We start from the raw sequence: 15,349 nt of genomic DNA, 5'->3' as shown, positions 1-15,349 counted from the left end.
GGGGCGATGATGCGTTTTACCGATGTCTTTATTCGTCGCCCGGTGATGGCCTTTGCCTTCAGTGCGCTGCTGCTGATTGTCGGCGTGCAGGCGCTGCTTAAGCTGCAGATCCGCGAATACCCGGAGCTGACCAACACGGTGATCACTGTCGATACCTCCTATTTTGGGGCGCCGGCTAATGTGATTCAGGGCTTTATCACCCAGCCCTTGCAGCAGGCGATTGCCGAGGCGGATCACCTCGATTACATCCTGTCGTCCTCGGCCATGGGGCGCAGCTCTGTATCGGCGTATATGAAGATTGGCGCCGACCCCGATGCCGCGCTTTCCGAGATCATGGCCAAGGTGAATTCGGTGCGTGCGCGCTTGCCTGCTGAGGCCTTGGACCCGAATATCTCCCGCTCCACCGGCTCGTCAACCTCGATTCTGTATATATCCTTGCGTAGCGACCGCTTAACCCGCCCTGAGGTGGCCGACTTTGCCCGCCGGGTGATTCAGCCGCAAATGGTCACGGTCAGCGGCGTGGCTAAGGCCAATGTGTATGGCCCGGAGATGGCGATGCGGATCTGGCTCGACCCGGTTAAGTTGGCGAACTACGGCCTAACCGCCGCCGAGGTGGTGGATGCGCTGCGCCAGAACAACTACCGCGCTGCGCCGGGGCAGGCCGAGAGCCGCTTTATGGTGTACGACGTGGAAGTGGACACCGACCTGAAAACTCAGGCGCAGTTTGAGCAGCTGATTATCTCGCGCAGCGATGCCGGCTTGGTGCGGCTGCGGGATGTGGCCGAGATGGAGCTGGCGGCGGCGCGGGAAACCGTGATTGCCAAAGCCAGCGGTGACGATTCGATTACCATTGCCATTGACCCGACCCCAACCGCCAACCCGATCAACGTGGCCAAAGGCGTCAAGCAACTGCTGCCGGGCATTGCCGATAACCTGCCGGAAGGGATGACCTTGGAGCCGCTGTACGATGCCACCGAATACATCGAGGCATCGATTAAAGAGGTGTTGATGACCATCGCCGAAGCGGCGGTTATCGTGGTGGTGGTGATCTTCCTGTTTATGGGCAACCTGCGGGCAGTGATTATCCCGGTGATTGCGATTCCGTTGTCGCTGATTGGTGTCTGTCTGGCGATGCAAATGCTGGGGTTCTCGCTCAATCTGCTCACGCTACTGGCGATGGTATTAGCCATCGGGTTAGTGGTTGATGATGCCATTGTGGTGGTGGAAAACGTCGACCGACATATCCGCCAAGGCATGAGCCCGTTTGAAGCGGCCATTGTCGGTACTCGCGAGATTGCCATGCCAGTGATCGCCATGACCATTACGCTGGCGGCGGTGTACGCGCCGATTGCCATGGTGGAGGGGATGACTGGGGTGCTGTTCTCAGAATTTGCCCTAACGTTGGCGGGGGCGGTGTTTGTCTCTGGCTTTGTGGCGCTGACCCTGTCGCCGATGATGTGCTCCAAGCTGCTCAAGAAAAGCGAGCAACCGAAGGGCTTTGAAGAGGCGGTGCACCGCTTCCTAGATAAACTGGATTCGGGCTACGACTACCTGCTGGGCGGTGCTCTCAAGCTACGTGGGGTGATCCTCAGCTTTGGTTTTATCGTGCTGGCGATGCTGCTGCCGCTCAACATGCTGATCCCCAGCGAGCTGGCGCCCACCGAAGAGAAAGGCGCGGTGATGCTGATCGCCAATGGCCCGGCCGGGGCCAACCTAGATTACATGGATCAGCACACTACCGAGATCGGCCGGCGTAGCCTGGAGGTAGAAGATATCGCTCGGGCCTTTACCCTGGCCGGTATCCCCAGCTCAACCCAAGGCCTGGGTTTTATTAGCTCGGTGCCGTGGGAGGAGCAATCCACCAATCAGGCCGAGCAGATCGAAAATCTAACCGCGGCGATCAGCGATATTGCTGGAGTCAGTGCATCCATCTTCCCGCTGCCGGCCTTGCCCGGCTCCGACGGCTTCCCGATGCAGTTTGTGCTGCAGAGTCAGGCCGACTATCGCAGCATGGCCCAGCTCGCCGATCAGCTGATGCAGCGCGCCTGGCAAAGCGGCCTGTTTGTGTTTGTCGACAGCGATACCAAGTTTGAAAGCCCTCGGCTGAACATTCGCGTTAACCGCGATAAAGCCGGTGCTTACGGGGTGAGAATGGCCGATATTGCCACTACTCTGTCGACGCTGATGGGCGATGGCTACGTCAATCACATCAACTACGATGGGCGGGCCTATGAGGTGATCCCGCAGGTACAGCGCAGCTATCGCCTTAGCCCCGAATCGATTGGTCAGTACTATGTAAAAGCCGTCGATGGCAAGCTGGTGCCGCTGGAGAATCTGGTGGATTGGCACCTCGATGCCCAGCCGGCGGCGCTGCTACAGATGAACCAAATCAACGCCATCACCATCAATGCGGTGATTATGCCGGGCCGTTCCTTGGGCGATGCGATTGCCTATATGGAACAGCAAGCGGCGGAACTGTTGCCGGTGGGTTATAGCTTCGACTTCAAAGGCGAGGCGCGTCAGTTCAAGCAAGAAGGGGCGGCGCTCTACACTACCTTTGTGTTGGCGATGGCGATCATCTTTTTGGTACTGGCGGCGCAGTTTGAGAGCCTACGCGACCCCTTGGTGATTATGTTCACGGTCCCCTTGGCGATTTGCGGCGCCTTGCTGATGATGGCCTGGGGCTTTTCCAGCATGAACATTTATACCCAGATCGGTTTGATTACCCTGGTGGGGCTGATTGCCAAACACGGCATCTTGATGTGCGAGGTGGCCAAAGAGCGGCAGATGAATCAAGGTGAAGATCGGCTCACTGCGATCCGTCATGCGGCGCGGGTTCGCTTGCGGGCAGTGCTGATGACTACCATTTCGATGGTGGCGGGTTTGGTGCCGCTGCTGATGGCCAGCGGGCCGGGGGCGGCGGCGCGGTTTGATATCGGGCTGGTGATCTGTGCCGGGCTGTCGATTGGCACCCTATTTACCCTGTTTGTGCTGCCTGTGGTGTATAGCTATCTGGGCTCTAAGCACAAGCCCTTGCCCGAGGTGGGCTACCTCGATGCATTAACGCCGAAAGCCTGATCCTGATGGCTTGGCCTAGGGGCAGTTTTCCCCTAGGCTATAGCCATAATTTCCCCACAATAAGGAACTGCCATGAGTGCGGCCCTTAGCGCAGAGCGCATCCAGCAAATTCTCGAGTTCGATAATGACCAACGCCTTCGCTACCTGGTTAAGCAGGTGGTCGAGCATCAAGAGATGTGGATCCTCTGCGATGAACACGGCTCGGTGATGCTAAACAGCGAAGACGAGGACTGTGTGCCAGTCTGGCCAAACCGCGAGTTTGCCGAGTCTTGGTGCGATGAAGAGTGGCAGGACTGCCATCCCAAGGCGATCCCGCTGAAACAGTGGATGAGCCGCTGGATCCCCGGTCTGGAAGAAGACCAACTGGCGGTGGCAGTGTTCCCCAGCGAGCAGGAAGACGGCGTGGTGCTCTACCCGGAAGAGCTGGAGTACGAACTGCGTCAGCAACAGAAGAAGATGCGCTAAACCGTGTTAAAGATCTCCAATACCGTAGAGCTGGCAGACGACGAAATCGAGCTGCAGGCGATCCGCGCCCAAGGTGCCGGCGGCCAGAACGTTAATAAGGTGAGTTCGGCGATTCATCTGCGTTTTGACGTGGCGGCCTCCTCCTTGCCGGAGTTCTACAAGGAGCGACTGCTGGCATTGAAAGACAAGCGGATGACCAAGGATGGGGTGTTGGTGATCAAGGCGCAGCAATTTCGCACCCAAGAGACGAATCGGGAAGATGCACTTAATCGGCTGCGCGAGCTGATCCAATCGGTGGCGGTGGTGCAGAAAACCCGCAGGGCAACCCGTCCAACCCGCGCTTCCCAGAAACGGCGCCTAGAAGGCAAAACCAAGCGCAGCCAAGTGAAAGCGCTGCGCGGTAAGGTTTACTAGCCACCTAGCGTGAGGCTACTCGGTCTGAAAGTTCTTCAGCTTGGAGTTAAACTCATCCGCCAGCATATGTAGCTGTGAGCTTAGCTGGCTCGACTCTTCCACCTGCTCGGCATTTTGATTGGCCACCTCGGCGATCCGCTCCACCAAGTTAGCAATCTCTCCGGCGACGGTGGTTTGCTCCTTGGCGGCCGAGGCGATCTGTAGGTTCATATCATTGATGCTGCCGATGGCAGTGACAATCTCGCCCAGTAGCCCTTCGGCGGTGGAGACATGATCGACCACTTCGTCGGTCCGCTGTTGGCTTTGCTCCATAGCGCCCACCGCGTTGTTGGCGCCCTCTTGGATCTTCTCGAGGATGTTTTGGATCTCGGTGGTGCTCTGCTGGGTTTTTTGCGCCAGAGTGCGCACCTCGTCGGCCACCACCGCAAAGCCGCGCCCTTGATCGCCAGCGCGCGCTGCTTCAATGGCGGCGTTAAGCGCCAGCAGGTTGGTTTGCTCGGCAATCCCGCGGATCACATCCAATACCGCGCCCACATTGCTGGTATCGCCCGCCAGCTTTTTCACCACCTCACCAGCGCTGGCGATATCTTCCACCTGCTGCTGAATACTCTTGGTCACTTCCTGCATGGCAGCAGAGCCTTGGGCGGCGGTTTGGTCGGTATCGTTGGTGGTCTCGGCAGTGGTGGCGGCGTTTTGCGAGACTTCATCGGCCGAGTGCGACATCTGCTGAATGGCGGTGGCAACCAAGTCGCTGCTCTCGCGCTGCTGGTGGGTGCCGGTGGCGATATCTTCCGACATGCCTTTTAGGCTAGAGGAGGCATCATCCAATTGCGCGCTAGAGTTACGCAGGTCGCTGACTGTGGCTTGCAGGAACTGCTGCAGGGTTTGGGTGGCCTTAGCGAGGCGGCCTAGCTCGTCATCGCGCTTGGACTCCACCTGGATGTTGAGTCGCCCCTTGGCCAAGGTGCTGACATGGTCGATCAGCACATTGAGTGGGCTGATAAACTGGCGATCCATTAATAGCGGGCAGCCAATCAACATGATCAGTGCAACGATTGCGATTACCCAATAGGTGAGGGTGACCGCCGATTCAGCGCGGTTAATCACCGTCGTGACTTGTTCGGTGCTGAGGGCACTGAGCTCCTCACTCAGCTGGTCCATCGCCTTGGACGGAGCTCGGTCGATGCCTTTGACTGCCGCATCGCCGCGCTCGAAGTTAAAGTTGGCGTTCTCGTACTCTTGCTTACCCCGGGCATAGGCCTGGCCCATGGTGCGATGATCGTTGAGAAACTGCTTGGCAATCTGGGCTTGTTGGTTAAAACCGGCGGCGCTGAGGCCTGTCTCAAGCTCGCTGACCAACTGTTGCACCTTCTGTTGCTGGTCCTGGAAGCGCTGCCAGTACTTGCGGTTTTGCTCTGGGTCGTGGCCGCGAAGCAAGACATTCTTCCATTCCTGGACTTGCCGTTTGAACTCGATGTTGGCACGCAGCGCCAGCTGGTTGAGGGCAACCTCTTCCTCGCTCACTTCTTCAAAACGGGCGCTGGCAACATCCAGTTGCACGGCACTGTAAAGTGCGACGCCAGTTAGTGAGAGCAGAGCCAGAAAGAGTAGTAGTAAGACTTTGAAACGTAGGCTGGTAGTGTTTTTTAACATAACAAGGCTTCTTTCGGTTATGCAGTTGATTAACCATAGAAGCCTTATTGCATGACGGCCAGTGAAGGGGGGCCTGTGGCTTAGGATTGTTGGGCTTTTTGTGCCAGCTTACTCAACACTTTGGACACGGCGGCAAAGGCAAAGCTGGCGGTCACATGGGTGACGGCGCCAAAGCCGGAACTGCAGTCCATGCGCATGCTACCGCCGGCATCAGGCTTGGCCATGCAGGTTTCGCCTTCGTTGTCGGGGTAGATCAGCTGCTCGGTGGAGTAAACACAATCGATGCCGAACTTACGTTTGGGGTTTTTCGAGAAGTTATAGAAGCGGCGCAGCTCGTTGCGCACCTTGGCGGCCAGCGGGTCTTGGATGGTCTTGGCCAGGTCGCTGATCTGGATCTGGGTGGGATCGATCTGTCCGCCCGCGCCGCCTACTGTCACCAACTTAATCTTGTTGCGTTTACAGTGTGCAATTAGCGCCGCTTTGGCCTTGACGCTGTCGATGGCATCGATCACGTAGTCGAAGCGCGCGTCCAGATACTCGGCCATGTTGTCGCGGGTAACGAAGTCTTCGATCTCGAAGCACTCGCACTCTGGGTTGATCTGGGCGATCCGCTCGCGCATCACCTCGGTCTTACTCTCGCCCACTGTGTCAGTGAGGGCGTGGATCTGACGGTTGGTGTTGGTGGTACAGATATCGTCTAAATCAATCAGGGTGATCTTACCAATGCCGCTGCGCGCCAGTGCCTCGGCCGCCCACGAGCCCACGCCACCAATACCCACCACACAAACGTGGGCCTGGCTAAAGGCTGCCAATGCTTTATTGCCGTACAAGCGGCCAATGCCACCGAAGCGCTGCTGATAAGAACTCATACTGCCACCGAAGATAAAAAGGGCCGCGATTATAGCAAAGCTGCGCAGCTTTTGAACTGTTCCAGCAATCCCGGGTCTATTGAACGTGTTTACCAACTCTCTCCCCCTGTCACTAGATTCAGAGCGGTGTAATTTAGCGGCGATTGTTGGTATTTTATCCGCAATGCTGCACGTAGCGTGAGTTATTCCGTTTTATCCGGTCTGTATAGAGCGCGCCCGTGTGTTGGTCGATGCCCGGTTAAGCGAAATACGTTTAGCCTTCGTTGTTAAGGTATCGATCACTGTTTTTGCCTCCCTGCTAGATGAAGGATCAACCTGTAGGCGCTGCAACGTTTCTGCGAGGAGACCCTTATGAAGATTTGGATTAGTGCTTTTATGGTGTTGTTGCTGGCCGGTTGTACCGTTAAACCCGCCACCGACTTCGACGCCACTCAAGATTTCAGTCAATACCGAAGCTTTGACTTCTTACCCTTCCCGGAAGGTCAGCCGAAAGGGCTGGATGACCGCCGCCTGGAGAATGCCTTAGGCCAACAACTGCAGTTAAATGGCCTGACCCGAGATGAGCAAGCGCCAGATCTGCTGGTGGCTTACCGCATCGATGAGGCCTTTATCTTGGAAGAGCAAGGGGGCGCTAGCGTTTCCTATGGTGTGGGTTTTGGTTCGCGCCGCAGTGGCGTGGGCATGGTGATGAGCAGCCCGGTGCGCTTGCAAGAGCGCCGCTATGGCAAGCTGGTGGTAGAGCTTATCGACCCGGGCGCCGAGAGCGTGGTGTGGTCATCAATCTCGCAGAGCCAGCTGCGTGAAACCATGAAGCCTGAGGCGCGCGAGCAGTTTATCCAGCGCCAACTGGAGTTGATGTTCGAAGCCTTCCCGCCGCAGTAAGCGGGTTACTCGGGTATATCTACAAAGCAGTGCTTAAGCGCTGCTTTTTTATGCCCTAAACCGTACAATACCTAAAAACCGTTTAGCGAGAGACCTATGTCCCGGCCGGCTAACACCCCCTTGTTTTTCATCGAGTTACTGCGCTGTATTGCGGCCATCGCCGTGGTGGGCATTCATGTGCTGGGCCCTTATCGCCATCAAGTCGGGCTCACCGATTTCCACTACTGGGCCTTTCCGGTGGGGCTGAATGCCATCAGCCGCTGGGCAGTGCCGGTGTTTATATTGATCTCTGGGGCGCTGCTTCTCTCAGACGCCCGCCCGTTTAACTGTCGCCACTATCTGACACGTCGCCTCGGCAAGGTGGTGGTGCCCTTTGTGACCTGGACGCTGATCTACGCCTTTGCCGCCAGCCTGCTGGGCGGACACTGGGATGTAAGCGGCATGCTGAAACTTATCGAGCTCAGCCCCAATCAGCCGGTCTGGTATCACCTATGGTTCTTCTACGATTTTATTCCGCTGTACTTTGTGATCCCGCTGTTAGCGCCACTTTTGAACAAGATGGACGAGCAGCGAGTGCGACTGTTGCTGGCCGCTTGGCTGTGCCTAACGCTGATGCACTGGCTAAAAGTTGATACCCCGCTGCGGCAGAATCTGATTCTCTACTCCGGCTATCTGGTAGCGGGCTGGTATCTGTTTAACCGCGACCAGAAGGACCAGTTGAATCTGTGGAAGATGCTGCTGGGCTTTAGCTTGGGCTGCAACCTGCTGGTGACGCTTTGGCTAGATTGGCGGATGAGCGAATATCAGACGGTGATGATGAGCTACAAGACTCTGAATACCGCGCTGATCGCCTGTTCGCTGTTTGTCTTGGCCAAGTACTATGCCGAGCAGATCCCGCAAGGCTGGCGCAAACCGATTCAGCTGATTTCTAAGTACTCTTTTGGCATCTACCTGTGCCATCCCTTGCTACTAATCCCGGCGCGCGAGCTGGATTTGGGGATCTATCAGTGGTTTGCTCACCCGGCCTTGGCGCTGCTAGTGATGATCCCACTGCTGCTGGCCATCGCGATGCTAGTTAGCGCTTTGCTCAGCCGCAGTCGCTTTACCGCTTGGATGGTGCCTTAAGCTCTGTCACAGAGTTGAATAATCGTTGGTGTAAGTTGTTGATCTAAATCAGCCTAGCTGCCGACTTGTTGGCTACAAACTTGTGTAAATCACGCGCTTGCCTAGCTTTATAGGGAGACTTCGAGCCTTTAAGGAGGGTCTTCGATGTTTAACCCTGCTCAAGTGTTCAGTAGTGATGCCTTGAACACTCCGCTGGCGAGCTGGTGGCAGGCGATCCCAGCCCTGCTCAGCGCCGATGAAAGTGACTATCTGGCCAAGCTCCAGCCCTTTGCGCGCGCCAATCTCTCTGAAAAACCGCTGATAGATAGCGTCGCCCGCCATCTGGTGGAAGCGGTGCGTGCCGACAAACATGCCTTGCACATCCTCGATCAGCTGCTGTTGGAATACAGCCTCGACACCGAGGAAGGGGTGCTGCTGATGTGTCTGGCGGAGTCCTTGTTGCGTATTCCCGACCGGGCCACCGCCGACGCCTTGATCCGCGATAAGCTCAGCAGCGCCAACTGGCAAAGCCATCTTAAACGCGATAAATCGATACTGGTGAACGCCTCCACCTGGGGTCTGATGCTCAGCGGCAAGATTATCGAGTTTGACCACAGTCTATCAGCGGATTCGCGACTGCAACGGTTGCTGGCTTCCACCTCGGAGTCTTTGCTGCGCGGCGCGATCAATCAATCCATGAAGGTGATAGGCCGCCAGTTTGTGCTAGGGGAAACACTGGACCAAGCCATTGCCAATGGCGCGGAGCTGCGCATGCAGGGCTACTGCTTCTCCTACGATATGCTTGGCGAAGCCGCCCTGACCATGGATGATGCCGAGCGTTACCTCAAGTCCTATTTTCGCGCCATTGAGCAGGTGGCCGACACCCAACAAGGCAGTGTATCGATCAAGTTATCGGCACTGTTTCCCCGCTATGAACAGGCCCAGCGCGAGCGGGTGCTGGGGGAGATGTTTGAGCGCATCCTGCCGCTGTGCCAAAAGGCCAAGCTGTTGGAGGTGCCGCTGACCATCGATGCCGAAGAGGTGGACCGGCTGATGCTCTCCATGGAGCTGTTCGAAAAACTCTATCGCCATCTGTCGCTGCAAGGCTGGGGGCAGCTTGGTATGGTGGTGCAGAGCTACCATAAGGCGGCATTGGCGGTACTAGCTTGGTTGGCCGGCTTGGCCCATCAGCAGGGCGATAAGATCCCGGTGCGGCTGGTCAAAGGCGCCTACTGGGATGCCGAGTTAAAACTGGCCCAGCAGCGTGGCCAAGCCTGTTATCCGCTGTTTACCCGCAAGGCGGGCACTGATAGCGCGTATCTGGCTTGTGCGCGGCTGTTGTTATCGCCCCATATCAAGGGGCTACTCTATCCGCAGTTTGCCACCCACAATGCCCACACCATCGCGGCAATCAGCGCCATGGCGCAGCACGACCACTACGAGTACCAACGCCTACATGGCATGGGCGAAGCGCTCTATCGCGCCACCTCAGAGCTGATCGGCAAAACCGTGCGCATCTATGGCCCGGTCGGTAGCCATCGCGAACTATTGCCCTATCTGGTGCGGCGACTGTTGGAAAATGGCGCCAACAGCTCCTTTGTTCATCGCTTGTTCGACAAGCGCTGCCCGGTGGAGCAACTGATTGCCCACCCTTGTACCGTGCTAGAGGCAATGAGCCCGCTGGCTAACCCACATATTCCGCTACCGCCAGATATCTATCAGGGCTATCGACAAAACTCCCAAGGCAGCAACCTAGATGACTCCGCCCAGCTATCGGAGCTGCAGCTGGCGATGGCGCCCTATCTGCGCGATGACTGCCACTGGCAGGGCATATCGCAGCTGGCGGGGGATGAGAGCGAGCATACCTATCTGGAGAACCGGCTGGCCGTGTTCAGCCCCTACCATGTGGAGAAGCAGGTCGGCCAGCTTGGCTTTGCCGATAGCGGCCAAGTTGATGAGGCCCTGTTGCAGGCTGAGCGCTGCCTGCCCGAGTGGCAACAGCTCGACCTGAGCAAGCGGGTTAGCATCTTAAACCGCTTTGCTGAGCTGCTAGAGGCTCACCGCCCTGAGCTGTTAGCACTGTGCCAACGAGAGGCGGGTAAAACCCTGCAAGATAGCATCGATGAGCTGCGTGAGGCGGTGGACTTTCTGCATTACTACGGCAGCTGCGCCCAGCGCGAGCTGATTGGCTACAGCTTTAGCGATCACCTCGGCCTACAGCAAGTGGCCCGCTATCAAGGGCGCGGGGTGTTCGTTTGCATCAGCCCGTGGAACTTCCCGCTGGCCATCTTTGTGGGCCAGATTGCGGCGGCCTTGGTGGCGGGTAATACGGTGATTGCGAAACCGGCTGAGAGTACCAGCTTGTTGGCTGTGCGCGCCGTCGAGCTTTGGTATCAAGCGGGCCTGCCGCGCGCCGCTTTACAGCTGTTGCTGGGGGCGGGTAGCGAGCTTGGACCGCAACTTTGCCGGGCGAACTGTGTGGCAGGGGTGGCCTTTACCGGCTCCACTGCCACGGCCAAGCATCTACAACGCTACCTGGCAGAGCGAGAGGGCCCGCCGCCGGTACTGATTGCCGAGACCGGTGGGATTAACGCGATGATCGTCGATAGCAGCGCGCTGCTTGAGCAGGTGGTGCGCGATGTGCTGCGCTCCGCCTTTGTCTCGGCCGGTCAGCGCTGCTCAGCCCTGCGGGTGGTGGCGGTACAGCAAGAGGTGTTTGAGCCCTTCTGCTTGCTGCTCAGCGGAGCGATGCAGGAGCTGAAGATGGCTAGCCCACTGGAGTATCGCTGTGATGTTGCGCCAGTGATTAGCCAAAGTGCTCAGCAAAAGCTGCTGGATTATATCGACAGCTACCATAGCCAAGGCAAGGTGTTGGCACAGAGCCCTTATTCCAAACAGGCGGAGCTGGGGCACTATGTGGCGGCAACCGCGCTATTGGTGGAGAGCTTCACCGAGGTCAGCGAGGAGCAGTTTGGCCCTATTTTGCACGTACTGCCTTATGAGCGGGATCAGTTAGGCGAGTTAGTGGCGCAGATCAACGACAGCGGTTACGGCCTGACCCTTGGGCTGCATAGCCGCAACATCAGCCACTATCTGGCGCTGGAGCAACAGCTGCATGTGGGCAACTGCTATATCAACCGCGATCAGGTGGGTGCAGTGGTTGGGGTGCAGCCGTTCGGTGGTCATGGCTTGTCGGGCACCGGCCCCAAGGCTGGCGGGCCGCTGTATCTCAAGCGATTCTGCCACTGCGTGGTAAACCCACTGGATGAGGAGGGCTAGCATGGAGCAATTACAATCGCCGATCTGGCTACAGTGGCAACAGCTCGGTGCGCAGCAACGGGTGGCTGCATTGTTGGAGTGGCAGCAGGCGCTGGACTTAGTGCCTGCCCAGTGGCGGCAGTTAGCCGCTTTTCAGTGTCGCCAGATGCTGCGCCTAAGTGCGCTTGAGCAGAGCCTGCCCAGCCCCAGTGGTGAGAGTAACGAGTACTACCTCTCGGGACGGGGCTTGGTGTTCGTATACTCCCCGCAAGACGATGATGATTATCGTTGGTATGTGGCGACCATCGCCGCACTCGCTGCAGGCAATGCGGTGCTGCTAGCGAGTGATTTCTCTGAACTTGATTCGATGCTCGCATCTTTTAGCGAGACCCTGTACCTGCGCCAGCTGCCCGCCGATGGGCTGTTAACCGGCTGTGAATGTATCGACCTGCAGCATCAGTTGGCCTCGCATCAATACGCGGCGCTGTGCTATTACGGCGAGGCAGAGCTGGCGCAAGCGATCCGCTTACAGCTAGCGGAAGGTGATGGCCCGATAATTCCGTTTATCTGCGAGGTACTAGGTGACCCTCAGGCCTCGCTGACCCATCCTGATTTTTTGCTGCAGCTGGTTTGCGAGCGCACCCGCACCACCAATCTCACTGCGATAGGGGGAAATACCGAGTTACTTACGCTGGGCAGCAAGGCTTAATCGAGCTGTAGCTGCTCGTCGATTAAGTCCTGATAGCTGCTATGCAGATTATCCGGCAGCCATTGATATTGCAGCTCGTAGTACTCCGGTGAGCGGCTCAGTTGCTGCAACTCTTGTTGCGCGGCCTGCATAAAGCTGTCGTTCCACTCTCCCTTGCTGCAGGCCAGGTGGCCACTGGTGGGATAGCGCGAGCCCTGAACTTCTAGGTAGGCGATGCGATCTTCCGGGTCTTGAACTTGATTGTGATAGAACACTTCAGAGGGGTAGCCGATCAGCCCAAGCAGGTTGGGGTGTCGGAGTAGTTGGATCTTACTTTCCAGCTGGTATTGCTTTGAGTAGGTGGTCACTCGGCCGCGCGTGTTGGAGGCTTCCGCCAGCAGTTGATCAATGACCGGCGAGTAGATCCGCCCACGCTCGACAAACAGCTTTAAGCCGCCCTGCTCCATGGCTTGTCCAAGGTCAATCTGCCCATTGTCGTTGAGATAAGGGCTAAGTGCTGCCAACTTGCCCTCGCTGACAATCAAGCCGTTACCGAAGGAATAGGTATGGGCCGGGCTGAAATCGAGAAACTGCTCGCGCTCTGGGGTTCGGCGCAGGGTGAAATGGCAGATCGCCTTGCCCGCTCGGGCATCGTTGAAAAAGCGCGAAAACGGCGCTTCGCGCAGTTGAAACTGGAAGCTGTCGGCAAGTGCGTCTCTCACTTGTTGGATGGCAACGTCTATCTGCCCGCTTCCCCGAGTCTCCCCATAGAGAATATTAAACGGGGGGATGTGACTGACATACACCGTCACCTGCTCTTTGGCACTTCCCGGCCAACAGATTAGTAGGCTCACTAACAAACCAAGGCTTTGTAACTTCATAGCGATCTAACATGCTTTAGTTTTCACTCAAGTGTTGCACAGAACATGCATTGCTGCTGTTGGAGGGACGCCCGAGCGTTGACTCTGTGACCTGCCGCATTATTGAGCAGTCTTTCGGTAGCACTTGAGTTTGTGCTATCTTGGCACTTTCCTTTTGTACTTCAGAGGCTTGCTTAAGTTTACTAGCGGCGACCCTGAGGCGAATCGGAAAACACTGCTGCGCCAAAGCCGATAGAGCGCCAAGGCAGCAAACTTAGGTGCAAATGGTCAACAGGCCTTAAAACAGTAGCGGCTAGCTATGCTCAGGGCCTCGTCATCCCCATGCCGGCAGACGCAGGAGTCTTACTCTGCGCCATGCTGCAACAACTGCGATTTCGCGAATGGATGCATCCAATAACAACCGGGCAGGGTGGTAATTGGCCAAGCAAAGCCAGCCAAAGGAGCGGCTAGCACTCAGAGCAATACAACACACAACATAGCAAGTCCCGGCAGGTCAACGCTGGGCATTAGAGGGAATTATGATCGAGAATAGCGGTGCGATCAGCGCCACCTTTATCGCGTACCTGGCCATGATGCTGAGCATCGGGGTTGTCGCGTACCGACGAACCAAATCATCCGCCGACTACTTCCTTGGCGGCCGTAGCCTCGGCCCATGGCCAACCGCGCTGTCTGCCGGCGCCTCCGATATGAGCGGCTGGCTGCTGCTGGGCTTGCCCGGTGCGGCTTTTGCCTCTGGCTTGAGCGCCAGCTGGATCGCCATCGGCCTGTTGGTGGGCACGTGGCTTAACTGGCTGCTTACTGCCAAGCGCCTGCGCACCTACTCCATCGTGGCCGATAATGCGCTGACCCTGCCGGAGTATCTGTCGCGCCGTTTCAACGATAACAGTAAGGCGATTCAGCTGATTTCTGCCTTCTTCATCCTGCTGTTCTTCTTGTTCTACACTAGCTCTGGCTTGGTTGCTGGCGGTAAGTTATTCGAGACCGTATTTGGCTTGAACTACACCACTGCGGTGGTTGTTGGTACCGTGTGCGTAGTGTCCTACACCCTGTTCGGTGGTTTTCTGGCAGTGAGCTGGACCGACTTAATCCAAGGCCTGCTAATGGCGGCTGCGCTGCTACTGGTGCCAATTGCGGCCACCATGATCAACGATTTCAATCTTGTGGCTGATGTAAACGCCACGAACCCCGCGCTAATGAACCTGTTTACCGATGTTGAAGGCACGCCACTTTCGGTAATGGCGACAATCTCGCTACTGGCTTGGGGTCTGGGCTACTTCGGTCAGCCGCATATTCTGGCGCGTTTTAAAGCGATTCGTTGTAATGCCGAGCTACCAACTGCGCGTCGTATCGCGGTGATCTGGACTGGCCTGTCGATGCTGGGCGCCATGGCGGTTGGCCTGGTGGGTATTTTGTATGTGAATGCCCATCATGGCGGCGCGCTAAAAGACGGCGAAACCATCTTTATGCTGCTGGTGAATGCGGTGTTCCATCCGGTGATTGCCGGTATTCTGCTGGCGGCTATCTTGGCGGCGATTATGAGCACCGCTGATTCACAGCTATTGGTATCCTCATCGGCCTTGGCGGAGGATTTCTACAAGCAGGTGATCCGCCCACAAGCCAGCACCAAGGAAGTGGTAATGGTAGGGCGCATTGGCGTGATCGTGATTGCGGTGATCGCCTGTGTACTGGCTCTCACGCCCGATAACACCGTGCTCGGCTTGGTGTCTTACGCCTGGGCAGGCTTTGGTGCCGCCTTTGGTCCTGCCGTTCTACTGAGTGTGTTCTGGAAGGATATGACTCGCAATGGCGCGCTGGCGGGTATCGTGGTTGGCGGTGCTACCGTCGTGATCTGGCCAACCTTGCGTGGCGCGGAAGCATCAATCTTCGACCTGTATGAAATTGTACCCGGGTTTGTGCTAGCCACCGCCGCGATTATCGGCGTGAGCAAGCTGGGCAAGCCAAGCGAAGAGACCACCAAGCAGTTTGCTGCGTTTGAGCAGGCGCTGGTGGATTTGGACTAACTACTTTGTAGTTAGCTTAAATAGTTAGCTAGAAAA

Annotated in this window: 11 protein-coding genes; 8 read left to right on the top strand and 3 right to left on the bottom strand. The window is 57.0% G+C overall.

From position 1 onward, the window contains the following. The first annotated feature begins 6 nt into the window (after window positions 1–6). The 3 genes from G462_RS22020 (at window position 7) to arfB (ending at window position 3,957) form a co-directional block, all read left to right on the top strand. Entirely contained in the window at window positions 7–3,078 is a 3,072-nt protein-coding gene (locus tag G462_RS22020; RefSeq protein WP_342664474.1) for an efflux RND transporter permease subunit, read from the top strand. A 72-nt stretch (window positions 3,079–3,150) separates the two neighbouring features. Beyond that, entirely contained in the window at window positions 3,151–3,543 is a 393-nt protein-coding gene (locus G462_RS0107480) for a DUF2750 domain-containing protein (protein ID WP_026958449.1), read from the top strand. A gap of 3 nt (window positions 3,544–3,546) precedes the next feature. Further along, a complete protein-coding gene (gene arfB / locus G462_RS0107475; RefSeq protein WP_026958448.1) occupies window positions 3,547–3,957 on the top strand; it encodes an alternative ribosome rescue aminoacyl-tRNA hydrolase ArfB in 411 nt (136 codons plus the stop codon). A gap of 15 nt (window positions 3,958–3,972) precedes the next feature. Here the strand turns inward: arfB and G462_RS0107470 are convergent, their stop codons facing one another. Then, window positions 3,973–5,610 carry a methyl-accepting chemotaxis protein gene (locus tag G462_RS0107470; RefSeq protein ID WP_026958447.1) on the bottom strand — a complete coding sequence of 546 codons (1,638 nt, stop codon included), beginning with the start codon at window positions 5,608–5,610 and terminating at the stop codon, window positions 3,973–3,975. Window positions 5,611–5,690: 80 nt separating this feature from the next. Continuing rightward, window positions 5,691–6,479 carry a tRNA cyclic N6-threonylcarbamoyladenosine(37) synthase TcdA gene (tcdA, locus tag G462_RS0107465; protein WP_035477114.1) on the bottom strand — a complete coding sequence of 263 codons (789 nt, stop codon included), beginning with the start codon at window positions 6,477–6,479 and terminating at the stop codon, window positions 5,691–5,693. A gap of 351 nt (window positions 6,480–6,830) precedes the next feature. Between tcdA and G462_RS0107460 the strand changes: the two genes are divergently transcribed. The 4 genes from G462_RS0107460 (at window position 6,831) to G462_RS0107445 (ending at window position 12,432) form a co-directional block, all read left to right on the top strand. Further along, entirely contained in the window at window positions 6,831–7,361 is a 531-nt protein-coding gene (locus G462_RS0107460) for a DUF4136 domain-containing protein (RefSeq protein WP_026958445.1), read from the top strand. A gap of 96 nt (window positions 7,362–7,457) precedes the next feature. Then, entirely contained in the window at window positions 7,458–8,486 is a 1,029-nt protein-coding gene (locus G462_RS0107455) for an acyltransferase (RefSeq protein ID WP_026958444.1), read from the top strand. 144 nt (window positions 8,487–8,630) lie between these two features. Next, window positions 8,631–11,744, top strand: a complete 3,114-nt coding sequence (putA, locus tag G462_RS0107450) for a bifunctional proline dehydrogenase/L-glutamate gamma-semialdehyde dehydrogenase PutA (RefSeq protein WP_026958443.1) — start codon at window positions 8,631–8,633, stop codon at window positions 11,742–11,744. A 1-nt stretch (window position 11,745) separates the two neighbouring features. Beyond that, complete coding sequence (locus G462_RS0107445; protein ID WP_026958442.1) at window positions 11,746–12,432, top strand: hypothetical protein; 687 nt, start codon at window positions 11,746–11,748, stop codon at window positions 12,430–12,432. On the opposite strand, the gene G462_RS0107440 is transcribed toward G462_RS0107445, so the two are convergent. Beyond that, window positions 12,429–13,292, bottom strand: a complete 864-nt coding sequence (locus tag G462_RS0107440) for a transporter substrate-binding domain-containing protein (RefSeq protein WP_026958441.1) — start codon at window positions 13,290–13,292, stop codon at window positions 12,429–12,431. The two genes, G462_RS0107445 and G462_RS0107440, sit on opposite strands and share 4 nt — an antisense overlap. 518 nt (window positions 13,293–13,810) lie before the next feature. On the opposite strand from G462_RS0107440, the gene putP reads away from it, so the two are divergent. Further along, window positions 13,811–15,313 (top strand): sodium/proline symporter PutP, encoded by a 1,503-nt coding sequence (gene putP / locus G462_RS0107435; RefSeq protein ID WP_026958440.1) that lies wholly within the window; start codon window positions 13,811–13,813, stop codon window positions 15,311–15,313. Window positions 15,314–15,349: the final 36 nt, after the last annotated feature.

Origin of the sequence: Aliagarivorans taiwanensis DSM 22990 (assembly GCF_000429505.1) — a bacterium.
Lineage (GTDB): Bacteria > Pseudomonadota > Gammaproteobacteria > Enterobacterales > Celerinatantimonadaceae > Aliagarivorans > Aliagarivorans taiwanensis.
This window is presented reverse-complemented; position numbering and strand designations above follow the sequence as displayed.